Raw genomic sequence first — 17612 nt, 5'->3', positions numbered from 1 at the left:
TTCATCACCGGCGTTACCTCAACTGGAACTCGAGACGCTGGCGCGCCCGGCGCAGGCCGGAGGCTGTCTCGAACTGCCAGCCTGCAATGGCTTGCCGTGCGGCGTCCTCAAACACTCTTCGCGGACTGGCATCGACCACCTGAATGCTGCCGCGATCGACGCTGCCGTCGGAACGAATAATGAACTGCATGACCACGTAACCTTCGAGTCCCCGACGCTGCGCCCGACGCGGATACTCCGGCGGCACCTTGCGCGTGGCACGGGCTGACGTCCCCACATCGACCGGCTCATTGGACGCGGGCGCTGCTGCCCCGGCCCCCGCGCTGGCGGCACTGCCGCTGCCGCTGGACGCCTGGGTGGGCGCAGGCGAAGGCGAAGGTGCCGGGGTCGCCACCGGCTGCGGTGTCGGCTCGGGGCGAGGTTGGGGCTCAGGCTGAGGCTCTGGTCGCGGCTCTGGTCGCGGCTGCGGCTTGGGCTCCGGCGGCGTTTCTGTCAGCTCCGGCAAGCGACTGTCCAGGGTCTGGACCTCCCGCTTGGGCGGCACCACTTCCGGGTCCGGCAAGCGTATTTCGCTGACTGCCGATTGCGCCGGTGCAGGTGGCGCTGGTGCGGCCTGCACCGGGGGCGGCGGCGGTGGCGCTGCCGACGATGCCGCTGATGACTCCGCCGGCGCCTCTGCCTGGGGTGCCACCGGCTCGGCCAGCGACAGCGTGATCTCTTCTCTCAGCTCAGGCTCCGACTCCGGCGGCAACACCAGGAGTGCCAGCAGCGCAAACAGTGCCAGCGTCAACAGGCCTCCCGCGATCAGGGCTCCCACTCGCCTCATGCGTCGGAGCTCCTCTCCGCCGCTACCGCGACCTTGTCCACGCCAGCATCACGCAAACGGTCCATGGTCTCGATCAGCACACCGGTCGCCGCGTTACGATCCGCCTGTATCACCACGGAACCGTCATCAGACAGCATGCCGGCCACTGTCGTGCCTACACGGTGAATATCCACGGGCTGCCCATCGACCCAGAGGGCTCCCTCCGGAGTAATGGCCACCAGCACCTGCACGTCAGGCCTTGCCGACGCGGCCGATGACTCTGGCCTTTCGATCTCGACACCACTCTCCTTGATGAAGCTGGTGGTGACGATGAAGAAGATCAGCATGATGAAGACCACGTCCAGCATGGGGGTCAGATTGACCTCGCTGGATTCTTCGGCGCCGGCGGACAGTCGACGTCTACGCATGTGCGTCCTCCGCGGCACGGGCCAGGCGATCATGCAACCGCTGATCCTCGCGCCGGATGATATGTTCGAGTCGTGTGATAAACAGCAGGCCAACCACGGACACCGCCATGCCGGTCAACGTCGGGAGCGTCGCTCTCGCCACCCCATCCGCCATGGCTCGGGCCTGATTGCTGTCCGCAAGGGACAGGCTGTCGAACACCGTGATCATGCCGGTCACCGTGCCAAGAAGGCCCAGCAGCGGGCAGATCACCACCAGCAGCTTGAGCCAGGGCAGCGGTCCACGCAGACGCCGAATCAACTCCGTCACCCAGGTCTCACGCAGGGTGCGAGCGCTCCAGCTGACATGATCATGACGTTCTACCCAGCGCCGCATCAGCGCGGCCCGCGCGGGGCGATAGTGAAAGCGGAAAAACCACCAGCGCTCGAGCCCGACCGAAAACAGCAGCATGGCGACCACGGCGATACCCACCAGCACTGGCCCACCGGCGTCGACTAGCCAATAAAGGGGCTCAAGCCAGGGGTGAGTCGGCATGCTGCCTGCTTCCTTGCTGCTGTGTGGAGGTCCCACTCACCGGCGCCGCGCGAGTTTCCAGACGGTCAGCCAACACGGCACTGGCCTTTCCTTCCATCGTGCCGATCAGCGAGCGTGAACGTGACGACAGCGCAGTGTGGGCAAACAGCAGAGGCACCGCAGTGATCAAGCCCAGCACGGTGGTCACCAGCGCCTGGCTGATCCCCCCCGCCATCAGCTGGGGATCTCCAGTACCAAACACCGTGATTGACTGGAACGTCACGATCATCCCCGTCACCGTACCCAGCAGGCCGAGCAACGGGGCCACCGCCGCCAGCATCTTGACCAGCGCTTGGCCGCGCTCCAGGCGAGGTTGTTCCGCCAGCAGACACTCGTCCAGGCGCGCCTCCAGCGCCTCGGGCGCATGATCTGCACCAAAGGCGTGGAAACGGGACAGCACGCGCCCGAGCGGGTTGTCGGAGCGCAGGCTTTCCATGCTGGAGAGCTGACGTCGAGTCGTCACGCTGACCCTCAGCAGATAGAGGTACTGGCCAACCGCTACCAGCAGCCCCAGCACGCCAAGCGCCACGACCACATAGCCGACCGCTCCGCCCTGGTGGAAGCGCTCAACCAGGCTGGGCTGTCGCGACAGTGCCTCGACAACGCGACCGTCAGCAGGGTCGACGGGCAGGTTGGCGGACTCCCCGGCCTGGTAGGCGGTCAGTGCTTTACGCACCGCCGTCGGCGTGTGCTCCACCGCCGCCAGGCGACCCTCTTCGCCAACCCGTTCCAGCAGCTCGCCCTGAGAAAATGCCATCAGATCACCCACCCGGGTCACCGGACGACTGGCGACCTCGCCATTGGATGCCGCCACCGGCGCTTCTATCTGACGCACCTTGGCAGTCTCTGCGGTCATGCCCATCAGGCTATCGGCAAGCGCCTCGATATGCTGGACGGTGAGAATCGCCTCATCGTCGAGACGCGGCGGCAACGCTGTCTCGGCACCTAACGTCAGCCAGCTCTGGCCCAGCTCATCTCGTAGCTCGCCAGTGGCACCTGCCACCGCGGAAAATACCGCGGTCAAGTCTCCTCCCTCGGCGTCTCGCGCGGCGGAGATCTCGTCCAACGCAGCGCGAGTCTCGGCCATGTCGGACTCCAGCCTCTCGCGTTCGGCGCGGGCGGCGTCGCGGCGCTGCTGCGCGTCCGCAAGAGCGGCGGCAAGCGCCTCGCTGTCATCTACGAGCCCAGCCAGGCGCTCTCGATCACGTGCCTCTGCGGCCTCACGCTCTAGCTTGAACGTGGCGAGCGGCAGCTCGCCGACTTGCGTCTGTTCACTATTCTGCTGCGCCTGGCCATTATCCTGCTGTGCTTGCTCATTATTCTGCTGTGCTTGCTCATTATTCTGCTGCGCAGTCGCCGCCAGCGAGACGGTCGACAACAGCGCCGCCACCAACGCTGTGCGGCACCATGCCATGGACGGGCGGGACACGACTCCCCCCGCATTGCGGGTGTGGGCGTCGCCATGACGAGAGCCATTCATCGGAGAGAACATCAGTTGGCCTCCTCGCCTAATTGTGACAGGGGAAGTTCGAGCAAGTCCGGGGCACGCTGATCACGAACAATCTGCATGCCCTTCTCGACCTGATCGCGCTGCGCGGCGCTCAAAGGCTGCCACTCGCCCTGCTGCCACACGCCGCCCTCATGGCCGTCAGGCGTCAGGTAGTACCAGCCGACCCGCCCCAGGCGCAGATAGTCCACCTCGCGACGACTATCTGCCTGCTCAAGGGTGCCGCGCCATGCATCCAGCTCGCGCCCATAGGCCAATTCGGCCTGCCAGGCCGCGACCACCCGCTCCAGCTTTTCAGCGCTAGACAGCTGTGGACTCGACAGACTGTTCTCGAGTGATGTCACCCGGGCGCTACGCTCGCTGTGCAGAAAGGGAATGTCTTGCTCTACCCATCGGTCCAGACGCTCGGTCATCTCGCTGAGCACACCCGGCAAGGCTTCTCTGGTCGCCGACATGGTGGCCATGCCCGCCCGGCGCTCGTCCAGGGTAGTGGCCAACCGCTCGAGCTGGGGCGCCAGCGAATCGTTGTAAGCCGCCAGACGCTCCGCTTCCTGTTCGGCCTGACGCAGCTCGGCGATGCGTTCGCGAACCGTTTCGTCGGCAGCGTCGATACGCTGCTGCAGTTCGGCCTGAGTGCGCTGCGCCTCCAAGGCCTCACCACCGCCACTGGCCTGCTCTGATTGCGCCCATGCTGCCCCACTCACGCCGAGCCCCACCATCAACGCCACTGCGCTGACCGCCGCTCGCCCTGAGCTTGCCGTGCCGACACTGAGCCATGCCCGCAGATCTGTCTTCGCCATTCCTCGGCCTCCGCCATACCGTCTCGCTCGCCGCATCCCGGTCGGATCGACGTGCCGCGTCAAATGCAGAGACAGTACCCGAAACACGAATAGTTATCAATGCGAGACAAGGACATACCCCGCTTCCCCCTGTCCAGATGCCCCTCCAGCCCAGGGCCGTCGGCGCATCAATCGCCAAACGCCATCGCCTGGAGTTGCGGTGCTGCACAGCCTAGGCCGAGCCTGCAGACATCCGGCAAGCCTCCAGGAGCGCTGCCGGCTGTCCTGTCGTCCCCGCAGGAGCCTCGGGTATAGCAGGCCACGCGACCTGCCCCCCTGCTGAGCCCGTCCCCTGCTGCGGCGCCAGCGCCAAAAAAAACGCCGCGGCCCAATGGCCGCGGCGTCTTACCAGGCGCACAGAAAGTGCGCTTACAGCTTGCTGTCGAGCTCCGGAATCGCTTCGAACAGATCCGCCACCAAGCCGTAGTCGGCGACCTGGAAGATGGGGGCTTCCTCATCCTTGTTGATCGCCACAATGACCTTGGAATCTTTCATCCCCGCCAGGTGCTGAATGGCGCCACTGATGCCTACGGCAATGTACAGATCCGGCGCGACAATCTTGCCGGTCTGGCCGACCTGCATGTCGTTGGGGACAAAGCCCGCATCCACGGCCGCACGCGAGGCACCGATGGCAGCACCCAGCTTGTCGGCAACGCTATCGAGAATCTTGAAGTTCTCGCCGCTTCCCATACCGCGGCCGCCGGAGACGACCACTCGTGCGGCACCCAGCTCGGGACGGTCGCTCTTGGCCAGCTCCTCGCCGACAAAGCTCGACAGTGCGTTATCGACAGCGGCGTCCACTGCTTCCACGCTGGCACTGCCTTCCTGCGCCACAGCGTCGAAGGCGGTGGAACGAACGGTAATCACCTTCAGCGCGTCGCCGCTCTGGACGGTCGCGATCGCGTTGCCTGCGTAGATCGGGCGCTTGAAGGTATCGGCGCTTTCCACCGCGATGATCTCGGAGATCTGCGCAACGTCCTTCAATGCCGCCAAGCGTGGCAGCACGTTCTTGCCGGTGGTGGAGGCCGCCGCCAGAACGTGACTGTAATCATCCGCCAGGGAGACCAACAGGTCCGCCAGAGGCTCGGCCAGCTGATGGGCAAAGACCTCGCTGTCGGCTACCCGCACCCGCGCCACGCCGTCCAGCTTGGCCGCTGCCTCGGCAATACTGCCCAGATCCTGACCCGCCACCAGCACATCGATGTCGCCACCGATGGCCTGAGCAGCAGCAACCACGTGGGCGGTGGCGTCAGCCAGCTGACCGTCATGATGTTCTGCGAGAACCAGGATGCTCATGCAATCACCTTCGCTTCGTTCTTCAGTTTGTCGACCAGCTCATCCACGGAGCCTACCTTGACACCGCCCTGGCGCTCGGCCGGCGGCTCGACCTTGACCAGGGTAAGCCCGCTGGCCACCTCGACTCCGAGCTCTGCCGGGGTCAGCACGTCCAGGGGCTTCTTCTTCGCCTTCATGATGTCAGGCAACTTGGCGTAGCGCGGCTCGTTCAGGCGCAGGTCGGTCGTCACGACGGCCGGCAGCTTGAGCGCCACGGTCTGCAGTCCGCCGTCAATCTCGCGCACCACCTTCAGTGTCTCACCGTCCACTTCCACCGCGGACGCGAAGGTACCCTGAGGCATGCCCGTCAGGGCCGCCAGCATCTGGCCGGTCTGGTTGTTGTCGGAATCGATGGCCTGCTTGCCAAGAATCACCAGCTGCGGCGCCTCCTTCTCGACCACCTTGGCCAGCGCCTTGGCGGCGCCCAGGGATTCCACTCGCTCGTCGCTCTCGACGTGAATGGCACGGTCAGCTCCTAACGCCAAGGCGGTGCGAAGCTGCTCCTGGGCCGCCTTGGGACCAACGGTCACCGCCACGACTTCGGTCGCTACGCCCTGCTCCTTGAGTCGGACGGCCTCTTCCACGGCGATTTCGCAGAAAGGATTCATGGCCATCTTGACGTTGGTCAGGTCCACATCACTGCCGTCCGGCTTGACGCGAATCTTGACGTTGTAATCAATGACGCGTTTGACCGCGACGAGTACTTTCATGTCGTCCTCACTTGGTTCACTGGGGAACCCTGAATAAAAGGAAGGAATCCTCAAGAAAACGCTGGCACGGTGTGTCGCCCCCGACGGAGCCGCCACGCTCGCCGACATACAGCACGGCCGAGCACCGGGCGCTGCCCTGACCCCGACGCCGCTGAGGCACTCCCCGCTACCGACGCTTCCTCTGCACACTTGAGCGCTACACCGGCGAGCCGACTATCTATCGACTCACCCTTCGACGTCTTGCATCAAGCCGCCGATTCAAGAACATTTCGCTATGCACTCATGGAGTTAGCGCATAACGCAACACCCTGGGCAGCATCCGCTACCTGCCTGACACAGCGCTGCCAGGTCCTCTCCCACCGTCGTCATGGCCCACCAACAACCTCGCTCCAGCGCGCCAACGCCTTTCATTCCGGCGTCTGCGTGGACTCGGCCCCGAGGTCGCGGCGCTTCACGCAAGCGTTTGATAGGGCCTGCAGCGGCTCCTTCAATGTGCCACAGCCCGGCCGTGCGCAACAATCCCCAGCAAGGCGCCCTGCGCTGTGCCAACAGTCGACCATCGTAAGGATGACCTGACGACGCTATTATGCCTATCATGAGTTATACCGTGAAGCAAACGACCGTTTAAAATCTGTAAGACGTTGGTGGCAGCCGGCGTCTTCCTGAGGAGGAAAGCACCAGATGTCAGAACAAGTAGAACGCGACACCATGGAGTTTGATGTGGTCATCGTTGGCGCCGGCCCCTCTGGCCTCGCCGCCGCATGCCGCTTGATGCAGCAAGCCAATGAGGCAGAGCAGGAACTTACGGTGTGCGTTGTCGAGAAAGGCTCAGAGGTCGGCGCTCATATTCTTTCCGGTGCAGTGCTTGAGCCCCGCGCCCTGTTTGAACTGTTCCCCGACTGGGAGGAGCGCGGCGCTCCGCTGTCCACTCCAGCCACCCGCGATGAAGTCTACTTGCTCAAGGACGCCGAGAAGGCCCAGAAACTGCCCAACGCGCTGGTGCCGAAGTCCATGCACAACACCGGTGGCGACCTGACCCGCTATGTCATCAGCGCCGGCAATCTTTGCCGCTGGCTGGCGGAGCAAGCCGAATCACTGGGCGTGGAAATTTTCCCCGGCTTCGCCGCACAGGACGCCATCGTCGAGGATGGTGTGGTCCGCGGCATTCTTATTGGCGATATGGGGGTCGCCGCGGACGGCAGCGAAAAAGGCGGCTACATGCCCGGCATGGAACTGCGGGCCAAGTACACGCTGTTTGCAGAGGGCGCACGGGGCCACATTGGTAAACGCCTGATTCGCGAGTTCCAGCTTGATGCCGGCAAGGACCCCCAGCACTACGGCATTGGCCTGAAGGAGCTGTGGGATGTGCCCGCCGAGCAGCACCAACCCGGCCTCGTCCTGCATGGCTCTGGCTGGCCTCTCGACAAGGACAGTCATGGCGGCTGGTTCCTCTACCACGCCGAGAATCAGCAGGTCGTCGTCGGCCTGATCATGGACCTGGGATACCAGAACCCTTACCTCTCGCCCTTCGACGAATTCCAGCGCATGAAGCACCATCCCGTGCTGAGCCAGCATCTGCAGGGGGGCAAGCGAGTGGCCTACGGCGCCCGCGCGATTGCCAAGGGCGGGCTCAACTGCCTGCCCAAGATGACCTTCCCGGGCGGTCTGCTGATCGGTTGCGACGCCGGCACCCTGAACTTCGCCAAGATCAAGGGCATCCATACCGCCATGAAGTCCGGCCTGGTGGCGGCCGAAAGCGTCTTTGACGCCCTGGCACAGGCCTCTGAAGGTGGCGACGAGCTGAGCACTTTCGAGCGCCGCTGGCAGGACAGCTGGGCCTACAAGGAGCTCGAGCAAAGCGCCAGCTTTGGCCCCGCCATTCACAAGTATGGCACCGTCGGCGGCGGCGCCTACAACTTCGTTGATCAGCTTCTTGGCGGCAAGCTTCCACGCGTGCATGACACCACGCCGGATCACGCTGCGCTAAAGCCGGCGAGTCAGTTCGAGAAGATCGACTACCCCAAACCGGATGGCAAGCTGTCCTTCGACAAATCGTCCTCGGTGTTCCTTTCCAACACCAATCACGAGGAGGACCAGCCCTGCCACCTGCGCCTGACCGACCCGGACATTCCGATTCACAAGAATCTCCCCGAGTACGCCGAGCCCGCGCAGCGCTACTGCCCGGCCGGTGTCTACGAAGTGGTCGAAGGTGAAGACGGCAGCCCACGCTTCCAGATCAACTTCCAGAACTGCGTGCACTGCAAGACCTGTGACATCAAGGATCCTGCCCAGAACATTACCTGGGTCGCCCCAGAGGGCGGTGGCGGGCCCAACTACCCGAATATGTGACGCTCGCCTTAGGCGGCACTGCAAGACATCAGCGGACGGGCAAACCCCGTCCGCTTTTTTGTTTCGTGACAATACATTAACGTCATAACAAATCGGTCTATTAGAACGCTTGCCAAGCGCTTGGCGGCACCCAATAGTGTGCCCCCGCTCATCTGGGCCAGACGCCCTCAACGCTGAGCCAGAGCCACCTCTGTAGACGACTGGCTTGCTCGCCACTCGAGGGCTGAGCCCCAACTCGAACCTTTTCACCGGGAGATAGCATGGCCCATACCCGTCAAATACTGCTGGCCCTGATCCTCGGGATCCTGGCCGGCGGTGGTATCAATCTATTCATTCCTGAGCTCGCGGCGGCGCTGGATACCCAGCTGCTGACCCCCTTGGGCCAGATCTTCCTGCGCCTGCTACAGTTCATCGTGGTCCCTCTGGTCTTCTGCGCTCTGGTACTGAGCTTCACCCAGGTGGATCGCAGCGAGAACGTTGGCCGCTACGCCGGCAAACTGCTGCTGCTTTACGTTGTCACCAGCGCCGTCGCTCTGGCCATCGGCATGGGGGTCGCCGCCTGGCTGACACCTGGCCTCGGCGTCGACGGCGCCGGCTCTGCCAGCATCGAGGCAAGGGACCCAACGCCCCTCGCCCAATGGCTTGTGGGCCTGGTACCGAAAAATCCCTTCGAAGCTCTGGCCCAGGCCAACCTGCTGCAGATCATCCTGGCAGCGGCCATGGTGGGCATTGCTGCGCGTCAGCTACCGGAGCAGAGCCGCCCCTTGATCGAAGTGCTGCAGAGCGGCTACGACATCACCCTGAAGATCCTGTCGATGGTGCTGCGCCTGGCCCCGATCGGGGTGTTTGCCTTGATCGCCTCGGTGGTGGCGACCCAAGGCTTCGACCTGCTATTGAAACTGGGGCTTTACGTCATCGGTCTGCTTGCGGCCATTGCGGCCATGGCGGTCTTCTATCTGGCGCTGCTGGCCGTTGCCGGAGCGCGCCCCTTGGCCTACCTGCGCCACTTCGGCGAGGCGCTGAGCTTCTCCCTGGGTACGGCAAGTTCCAATGCCACCCTACCCATCGCGCTCAACAACGCCAGAGATTACGGCGCACCCAGTCAGCTGAGCGCCTTTGCCCTACCCTTCGGCACGGCGCTCAAGCGTGATGGTGCTGCGGTGCTGCAAGGCTTCAACGCGCTGTTCGTTGCCCAGCTGTTCGGAGTCGACATCACGCTTACGCTGGCGGCCACCATCTTTGCGACCGGCCTGCTGGTGTCATTCTCCACCGCCGGAGTGCCCGGTGCTGGCCTGGTCGCCATGAGCACCGTGCTGTCTGCCGCAGGCTTGCCGCTGGAAGGCGTTGCGGTCGTGGCCGGCGTGGACCGCTTTACCGATGGCTTCCGCACCGCCTTGAACGTGATGGGGAACACCGCCAACGCCATGCTGCTGGCGCGACTTGAACGGCGCCCTGGCGACGAGGTACCGGCCAGTTCAGCCCCCCGGTCGCCCTCCTCCTGACACCCTCTTACTGACGCACTCGCCTGCCCCGTCAGCGCTCACCATCCCACGTCAGTCCGGCGATGGTGATGCTGACGGGCCTACCTCGGCGGGCAGCGCCGGATCGCTGCTCCACTCGCTCCAGGAACCGACATAGAGCCGGGGCAGCGGACGTCCGGCAAGCCGATAGGCCAGCAGGTTATGACAGGCGGTCACCCCAGAACCGCAATAGGCGACGATGCTATCGGCCTGGGGCAATTCGCGGTCGAGCGCCTCGGCCGGCTTGAAGCGTCCATGTTCGTCCAGATTCAGGCTGCAGGGCCGGCTGACGGCGCCGGGTATGTGGCCCGCGCGGGGGTCCAGCGGCTCCACTTCACCGCGAAACCGCTCTCCTGCCCTGGCATCCACCTTCAGCACCTCGCTTGCCACCAGCTCATTCAGGGAGACGATGCCGCTGGTGTCGAACTCAGGCTGCCAGCTCGACGGCTCCCGCGGAGCAGCCTCGCCAACCTCCCAGTCCCCGGCAATCTCTTCCCAGGCGCCCAGGCCGCCATCCAGCAGCCTGACATGGGGGTGACCCGCCCATATCGACAGCATCCACCAGGCCCGTGCAGCGGCCAGCTGACCGGAGGTGTCATCCACCACTACCAGCGGCTGCTGTGGCGATACCCCGAGCCGCTGCAGGGAGGCGGCAAAATCGCTTTGGGTGGGCAGCGGGTGCCGCCCGCCAGGACCGTCGCTCGGACCGGATAGATCACGGTCCAGGTCGAGATGCAGGCTACCCGGCACGTGGGCCTGTCGCCACAACGCCGCGCCAGCCTGGGGATCTCCAAGCCGAACCCGACAGTCCAGCACGAGCGGCGGTGTCTCGCTTTCCAGTTCCTGGCGCAGGGTCTCGGCATCGATCAATGGATGCACCATGGCGAACTCCGTTTCGACAAAGGAACCGACAGCATAGGCGTTGCCGTCCACAACGCCAACGTCACAGGCTAGCGTCACCCTTGGAAGACGGCGCTCAGGCGGGCTGGCCCAGCCGCTCGATGGGGGCACGGCGAGCGATCAGTCGGCGCTTGCCGGCGTGGTCAAAACGCACTTCGATGACCGGATTGGCAGGATCTCCTTCGACGACGGCGACCTCGCCGTCACCAAAGACCCCATGGCGAACACGCTCACCGACACGATACTCGCCGTCAGCGCGGGCCCGCTCCGCCGCGGAGAGCGTCAGGCTCTGACCGATCGCCGCCAGGTAGCGCTGGATCAGAGCCGGCGCCGCCACCTTGAGAGGCTCCGACGGTGCCGGCGGCGCTTCACTGGTGCCAGCATACAGAGCCTCGGCCACCGCGCTGGCGTCCTGGCAGGCGCTTTCCTGAATGAAACGACTCGGCCGGTGGTCGCCACCGTCATGCAACACGACCAGCCGCTCGATGGCGCGGGTAATGGCGACGTAGTACAGGCGACGCTCTTCCTCGAGTCGTTGAGGCGATAGCGGGTTGTCGCGACTGTAGTGCGGGAAGTCTTCTTCATTGACGGAGCCGACGATCACCAACGGCCATTCCAGTCCCTTGGCGCCATGCACGGTATTGATCAGCACGCCCTGTTCCTGGTTTTCCACCGGCCGCCGCAACAGCTCGATGAAGGTGGCGACGTCCTTGACCTCGCGCGCCTGCTCGATCAGCACATCGAGCAGGCGCACGTCCTCCTCGCCCTTGTCACGTCGCGATGCGGCTCGCTTGAGCACCTTTTCGGCCTCGACTTCGGCGACAACGTGCTCCAGCAGCGCATCCGCACTCAGGCGCGACAGTCGAGGCAGCTCGCACAGCAGCGCCCAGCGACGCTTCAGCGTGCGCTTCTGATGAGGTTTGAGCCGCTCAAGCAGGGCGTCACCCGGCCCCGGCCAAGCCTGGGTCTCGGCCAGGCGCTGTACCAGCGAGGACAGCACCTCCCGGGGCACAAAGCAGGTCGGCTGGGCGAACATCGGCATCAACGCGGCAGGATCGCGCAGCTGCTCAGGCCACAGGGCAAGGGATAGATAACCGGCCAGGGCCTCGACCAACGGAAGCCGAAAGACGAACCGGTCTTCACGGGCCAGGCGAAAGGGAATGCCTTCTCGCAACAGCGCCAGCTGCAAAGGCACCGACAGGGTCCAGCTGCGCACCAGCAGGCAGGCATCGCTGAGACAGCGGCCCTGCTGCTGCCACGCCGCCAGTGTCTCCAGAAAGGCGCTCGCGCCTCGGGCCACCGACAGGCTGGTCTGGGGCGTGCTGGGCCCGGCGATACACAGCTGGTCCGCCCCCCGGCCATTGCCGGCAATGGCATGATTGGCGGCCAGGGCCAGGGCATGACCATGACGAAAGGTGGTGGACAGCGGGTAGTCGGTCGCCACGCCAAATACCTGGGTAAAGTTATCGAGCATGGCGTCGGGATGCGCCCCTCGCCACTCATAGATGCACTGGTTGGCATCTCCCACGGCCATGACATCTGCCCGGGCACCGGCAAGCACTGCCAGCAACCGCTGCTGGGCGGCATTGATGTCCTGGTATTCATCGATAATGACGTGGTCGAGAAATCCCTCAACGCGGCGACGCAGCCCCTCGTCTCCTTCCAGTGCCAGCAAGGGACGGAACAGCAGATCCGAGTAGGTCATGACGCCATTGTCGGCCATCAGGGTTTCGAGACAGTGAAAGGCACTGACAAAATGGCGGGTTCCATCGCCAAGCTCGAGTCGCTCATACAGTATCTGGGGCTCGATGACCTCAGCCTTGGCCAGCGCGCAGAAATGCGCCAGCTCCTCGATGCGATCTGGCTCCAGCGCCGCGTCGCGGTCTTCGTCGACGTCTTCCAGGGCCTGAAGGGTCGCTTGACGTAACAGCCGCTCCTGCTGCCAGTCGGCGGTCAGCAGTTCCCGTCGAGGCAAGGCGCCCCAGCGCACCAGACTGGACGTCAGTCGATGGCCGAGGGAATGGAAGGTGCGCACCTCGGGCAACTCGATACCCGCCGGCGCCATCGCGGCCAAGCGCTGCTGGAAGTCTTCCCGCGCGGCTCGGTTGAACATCAGCACCATCATGCGCCGAGCCTGGGCGCCACCGGCCAGCAGGTGCAACACCCTGGCGACCAGCGTGGTGGTCTTGCCGGCACCGGCGACCGCCGCCACCCTGGCATGACCGCGCTGATGTGACACCACGGCCTGCTGCTCCGGGGTTAGCGTCGACCACAGCGTGCCCGCTTGAGCGTCCGCGGAAGAAGAGGGAAACCTATCACCAACAGCAGACATCAGCGCGACTCGCCCTCCAGCCGCCCCAACGGCTGCCAGACACCCTCACTATGGATGCCCAGATCCGCCTCCTTCACCTCAGCAAGCTCCACCAGCCGATAGAACACGTTGCGTCCGAGACGCGCACTCAGTCCGAACGGCAGTCCCACCTCTGGCACCCACTCCCCCATGGGCGTGGTGGTCAGGGTCAGCCGCGCCGCTTTCCCCAGACTCACACGCTCGCCCACATTGGTCGTCAGCCGCCAGCAGGGGTCGACATAGTCGGCGTCCACCACGACGAATGCGGTGTCCTCTACCTGTATTCGCCACTTCTCGACCGGAGTGACCAGATAGTACTGACCGTCTGACTCACGCCGCAGGATGCGTGCAAAGAGCCTGACCAGCTCAGGGCGCTCGATATCACGGCCTTCGTGCACCCAGCGACCATCACGGGCGATGACCAGATCCATCTCGCCGCTGAGCGCGGGAGCCCACTCGTCCAGCGGCGGACGCTCGCCAAATTCGGCAATGCCTTGGAGGATGTGATCCAGTCGCATGAACGTGTTCTCCCTAACGCCTACTCGATGAAACAGGCGGCTACTCAATGAAGACAGGCGCCGACTCGATAAACACGGGCGGCTACTCATTGAAGACGGCCAGCTATTCGACGAAGCCAGCATCACGTAAGGCCTGCTTGATTTCCTCCGGCGCCTCGGGGGCTGCCGCAGGAAACAGACGATAGAAGTTGGCGGTGGTCTGCATGGCCACCTCCTCGACACTGATCCCCCGCTCGTCGGCGATACACTGGGCCACTTCGACCACCCAAGCCGGTTCATTAGGCTTGCCGCGGTGTGGCACCGGAGCCAGATAAGGACTGTCGGTCTCGATCAACAGACGATCGAGAGGAACCCGGCGGGCCACCTCTTTCACCTGCTTGGCGTTGCGGAAGGTGACGATCCCTGACAGCGAGATGTAGAACCCTAGCCGCACGGCTTCCCTGGCCATATCCAGGTCTTCAGTGAAGCAGTGCAGCACCCCACCTACCGAGGGGTCGCTATGCTCGCGCATCAGGGCCAGCGTTTCCTCCCGCGCCTCACGCGTATGAATCACGATCGGCAGAGATAGCTCGGTCGCAGCCTTGAGATGACGAATAAAGCGCTCTCGCTGCACATCGACCGGTACGCTGTCGTAATGATAGTCGAGGCCGGACTCACCAATCGCGACCGCTTGATGCGCCTTGGCGCAGGCAACGATATCGGCAACCGTGGGCTCGTGCTCGACCGAATGCAGCGGATGCACGCCTACCGACATGACGACGTCAGCATGCCGGGCCCGAATGGCGGCAAGATTCTGCGCTCCCTCAAGGGTCACACTGATCGCCAGGAACTGCTGCACACCACGCTGACGCGCCGCCTCCAGGGCGGCGTCGAGATCTCCTCCGTGGGTATCCTCGGAAAGGCGATCGAGATGGCAATGGGAATCTATGAACATCGGAATCTCTTGTCGGACACTGACAGCAGGCGGGGATCACCCGACCAGGTGAGCGCCGCCTGCTCGGCAAAGTGATATCAACGCACGTTGACGCCGTTCAGGAGCGCAACAGGGCAGCCCAGCGCACCAGCCAGGCTTCGAGCACCAGTTGGGGATTGGGGTTGCCCCCCTCGGCCAGCAGCCGACGCTGCTCACGGGCGTAATCGAGCAGGCGAAACCAGTCCCGGACCCGGGCATTCTTGACGGCCTGCCGATACAGCGGCGCCAGATCCGGGTTGCGCAGCTCCGCGGCTTCTCCGGAAAGGCCGAGACGAATCAAGTCCTCGAGCCAGGCGATACCGTACCACAGGATGGCATCGATGGCCTGGCGGTCCAGGCGTGCCGCCTCGGCCACCGGCTCGGCGCCTCGCACCAGGGCATCAAAGGTTTCATGCAGCTGCTGGCGCAGGCTGCGTGACCCTGGCTCGGCCAGCTCACGGGCGGCCAGCGGCAAGCCTCCGGCCGCGCGAAACCAGAAACGCGCTTCCTCGTCGGAGCCAAGCTCACGGGACAACCATGGCAGGCATTCCTCCAACGCGGGGGGCTTCAAGCTCCACTGCTGGCAGCGAGAACGAATGGTCGGCAGCAAATGGGACGGCATATCGGACACCAGCACGAACAGGGTATCCTCACCCGGCTCCTCGAGGCTTTTCAGCAATGCGTTCGAGGCGGCCACGTTCATCGCCTCTGCAGGACGAATCTCGATCACCCGACGCCCGCCTTGCTGGGCCGTCTGCGAGACGAAGGCGTTGACCTGACGAATCGGGTCGATGCGGATCATTCGCTTGCCCTCGTCAGGCGTCACGCGCAGCAGGTCAGGATGGTAGCCTGCCGCCAGCATATGACAGCCGTGACAGTGGCCGCAGGCCGTCTCGCCAGGTGCAGCACAAAGAGCACGGGCGATAAGCGCTTCTGCCAGGGTCTGTTTGCCAAGCCCACGAGGTCCCGACAGCAGCACGGCGTGGGGCAGCCTTGCGCTGTCCATCAGCCTCACCAACTCCTGCCAGCGCGGCATCAGCCACGGCATTGGCTCGGCCATGGCATGCCTTACGTCCATTGCTGCACTCGCTCGTCCAGCACCAGGCGGATACGCTGCTGGACCGTGTCCAGACTGCCGTCGGCGTCGATGGTCGCCACCCGCCGTGAATCGTGCTCAGCCCGCGCGAGATAGGCCAGGCGCACCCGCTCAAAAAAGTCGCGCTGCTCCTGTTCAAAGCGATCGCGCGACGTCTTGGTGCGATCCAGCCGAGCCGCAAGGCGCTGCTCGGCGACCTCTAACGGCATATCGAGCAGCAGCGTCAGGTCGGGAGTCAGCTCCGCCTGCACCAGCCGCTCAAGCAGCGCAATACGTTCAAAGGACAGCCCTCGACCTCCACCTTGATAGGCAAAGGTGGCATCGGTAAAGCGATCGCAGACCACCCAGGCACCCCGTGCCAGCGCCGGACGTATCCGTTGAGCAAGATGCTGCGCCCTGGCGGCGAATACCAGCAGCAGCTCGGCATCGCTGTCCAGGGGTTCCTCGGCGGCCGCCAGCAGCAGCTCACGTATGGCTTCGGCCCGCGGCGTGCCGCCGGGCTCTCGGGTCTGCACCACCTCGATACCGCGGGCCTCGAGCTCGGCAACCACGAAGGAGACGTTGGTGGACTTGCCGACCCCCTCTCCTCCTTCCAGGGTGATGAAACGACCGCGCGGCAACCCGGCCTTTTCTTGCTTGTCGTGAGTCATGAAGCACCGTAGTGGAAACAGGGGATCAACCCATGGCGCTATCGTCAGCGGCCACGAATGTAACGGTTGACGGCGTTGTTGTGTTCGCGAAGGGTCCGCGAGAAATGATGCGTGCCATCCCCTTTCGCCACGAAATACAGGGTCTCGCCCTCGGCCGGATGCACCGCTGCCTCAATGGCGGCACGCCCTGGAAGCGCAATGGGCGTCGGCGGCAGGCCATCGATGACATAGGTGTTGTAAGGGGTGGCTTCACGCAGATCGGCACGGGTGATGTTGCCCTCATAGCGCTCTCCCATGCCGTAGATGACCGTGGGGTCCGTCTGCAGCCGCATACCGCGCTCCATCCGTCGCTTGAACACGCCAGCGATCTCGCGACGTTCCTCGGGAGCACCGGTCTCGCGCTCGATCAATGAAGCCATGATCAACGCCTCATACGGCGTCGCCAGCGGCAGGTCGTCGTCGCGCTCGGCCCAGGCGCCGGCTAGCAGGTCATCCATCTGTTTCATGGCCTGACGCAGGATTTCCAGGTCCGACACTCCCTTGTGATAGGTGTAGGTGTCTGGAAAGAAGCGCCCTTCAGGGTGATCACCCTCTCGCCCAAGCTCTGCCATGAGGTCATCGCTGGACATGTCGGTCGTCAGGTGGGCCAGCTTTTCGGCACCGTCGAGAGCGTCGCGCATCTGCTGAAAGGTCCAGCCTTCCGGAATCGTCACGCTATAGGTCACGACATCGGCGCTGGCCAGTTTATCCAGCACCTGCATGCCGCTCATGCCCGGCTCCAGCAGATATTCGCCGACCTTGAGCGACGGCACGCGATCGGGCTCGATCCGAGTCAGCAACTTGAAGGCCCAGGCATCGGCCAGCACGCCCTGCTGTTCAAGCTCACTCACCACGCGGTTGAATCCGTCGCCGGGAGAGACCTCGTACAGCATGGGCTGGTCCAGCGTAATCTCGGCCCCAAGGCGCTGCTGCCAGTACTGATAACCACCAAACATCGCGGCGGCACCCAGCACCACAAGAATCAACAGAGCTTTCAGCGCTGTGCGCATGATCATTCCTTATCAGGTTGCGCCGATTCGACG

16 protein-coding genes are annotated in these 17612 nt (G+C 64.2%); 2 read left to right on the top strand and 14 right to left on the bottom strand.

Going from position 1 to position 17612, the window contains the following annotated elements:
- Positions 1–13 precede the first annotated feature (13 nt).
- From KUV45_RS10885 to KUV45_RS10855, 7 genes are all read right to left on the bottom strand, one after another.
- Complete coding sequence (locus KUV45_RS10885) at positions 14–826, bottom strand: energy transducer TonB (protein WP_222163043.1); 813 nt, start codon at positions 824–826, stop codon at positions 14–16.
- A complete protein-coding gene (locus KUV45_RS10880) occupies positions 823–1233 on the bottom strand; it encodes a biopolymer transporter ExbD (protein ID WP_206937467.1) in 411 nt (136 codons plus the stop codon). Before KUV45_RS10880 ends, KUV45_RS10885 begins: the two co-directional genes overlap by 4 nt.
- Positions 1226–1765, bottom strand: coding sequence for a MotA/TolQ/ExbB proton channel family protein (locus KUV45_RS10875; RefSeq protein ID WP_206937464.1), 540 nt, complete (start codon positions 1763–1765; stop codon positions 1226–1228). The genes KUV45_RS10880 and KUV45_RS10875 overlap by 8 nt, the downstream gene beginning before the upstream one ends.
- Positions 1743–3296, bottom strand: coding sequence for a MotA/TolQ/ExbB proton channel family protein (locus KUV45_RS10870; protein WP_224852035.1), 1554 nt, complete (start codon positions 3294–3296; stop codon positions 1743–1745). The genes KUV45_RS10875 and KUV45_RS10870 overlap by 23 nt, the downstream gene beginning before the upstream one ends.
- Positions 3296–4111, bottom strand: a complete 816-nt coding sequence (locus tag KUV45_RS10865) for a DUF3450 domain-containing protein (protein ID WP_224852036.1) — start codon at positions 4109–4111, stop codon at positions 3296–3298. Before KUV45_RS10865 ends, KUV45_RS10870 begins: the two co-directional genes overlap by 1 nt.
- Before the next feature lie 408 nt (positions 4112–4519).
- Positions 4520–5446: an electron transfer flavoprotein subunit alpha/FixB family protein gene (locus KUV45_RS10860; RefSeq protein WP_206937461.1), complete on the bottom strand. Its 927-nt coding sequence runs from the start codon at positions 5444–5446 to the stop codon at positions 4520–4522.
- Positions 5443–6195 (bottom strand): electron transfer flavoprotein subunit beta/FixA family protein, encoded by a 753-nt coding sequence (locus tag KUV45_RS10855; protein WP_222163042.1) that lies wholly within the window; start codon positions 6193–6195, stop codon positions 5443–5445. The genes KUV45_RS10860 and KUV45_RS10855 overlap by 4 nt, the downstream gene beginning before the upstream one ends.
- 681 nt (positions 6196–6876) lie before the next feature.
- Here KUV45_RS10855 and KUV45_RS10850 point away from each other — a divergent pair.
- Both KUV45_RS10850 and KUV45_RS10845 read left to right on the top strand, forming a co-directional pair.
- Positions 6877–8544: an electron transfer flavoprotein-ubiquinone oxidoreductase gene (locus KUV45_RS10850; RefSeq protein ID WP_222163041.1), complete on the top strand. Its 1668-nt coding sequence runs from the start codon at positions 6877–6879 to the stop codon at positions 8542–8544.
- Positions 8545–8804: 260 nt separating this feature from the next.
- Positions 8805–10046, top strand: a complete 1242-nt coding sequence (locus KUV45_RS10845; protein WP_222163040.1) for a dicarboxylate/amino acid:cation symporter — start codon at positions 8805–8807, stop codon at positions 10044–10046.
- Positions 10047–10097: 51 nt separating this feature from the next.
- Here KUV45_RS10845 and KUV45_RS10840 read toward each other — a convergent pair whose 3' ends face one another.
- The 7 genes from KUV45_RS10840 to mltG all read right to left on the bottom strand — a co-directional run bounded on the left by KUV45_RS10840 (position 10098) and on the right by mltG (position 17579).
- Positions 10098–10946 (bottom strand): sulfurtransferase, encoded by an 849-nt coding sequence (locus KUV45_RS10840; protein ID WP_206937448.1) that lies wholly within the window; start codon positions 10944–10946, stop codon positions 10098–10100.
- A 94-nt stretch (positions 10947–11040) separates the two neighbouring features.
- Positions 11041–13296: an ATP-dependent helicase gene (locus KUV45_RS10835; protein ID WP_222163039.1), complete on the bottom strand. Its 2256-nt coding sequence runs from the start codon at positions 13294–13296 to the stop codon at positions 11041–11043.
- A complete protein-coding gene (locus KUV45_RS10830; RefSeq protein ID WP_222163038.1) occupies positions 13296–13832 on the bottom strand; it encodes a DUF1285 domain-containing protein in 537 nt (178 codons plus the stop codon). Before KUV45_RS10830 ends, KUV45_RS10835 begins: the two co-directional genes overlap by 1 nt.
- Positions 13833–13935: 103 nt before the next feature.
- Complete coding sequence (locus tag KUV45_RS10825; protein WP_206937443.1) at positions 13936–14766, bottom strand: TatD family hydrolase; 831 nt, start codon at positions 14764–14766, stop codon at positions 13936–13938.
- 97 nt (positions 14767–14863) lie between these two features.
- Positions 14864–15862: a DNA polymerase III subunit delta' gene (locus tag KUV45_RS10820; RefSeq protein WP_224852037.1), complete on the bottom strand. Its 999-nt coding sequence runs from the start codon at positions 15860–15862 to the stop codon at positions 14864–14866.
- A complete protein-coding gene (gene tmk / locus KUV45_RS10815) occupies positions 15853–16530 on the bottom strand; it encodes a dTMP kinase (protein WP_222163037.1) in 678 nt (225 codons plus the stop codon). The genes KUV45_RS10820 and tmk overlap by 10 nt, the downstream gene beginning before the upstream one ends.
- 44 nt (positions 16531–16574) lie before the next feature.
- Complete coding sequence (gene mltG / locus KUV45_RS10810; protein WP_222163036.1) at positions 16575–17579, bottom strand: endolytic transglycosylase MltG; 1005 nt, start codon at positions 17577–17579, stop codon at positions 16575–16577.
- Between the last annotated feature and the right edge of the window lie 33 nt (positions 17580–17612).

Origin of the sequence: Halomonas sp. DP3Y7-2, assembly GCF_019800795.1 — a bacterium.
Lineage (GTDB): Bacteria > Pseudomonadota > Gammaproteobacteria > Pseudomonadales > Halomonadaceae > Halomonas > Halomonas litopenaei_A.
The sequence above is the reverse complement of the archived record's forward strand: the minus strand, read 5'-3'. Positions and strand labels throughout refer to the sequence as shown.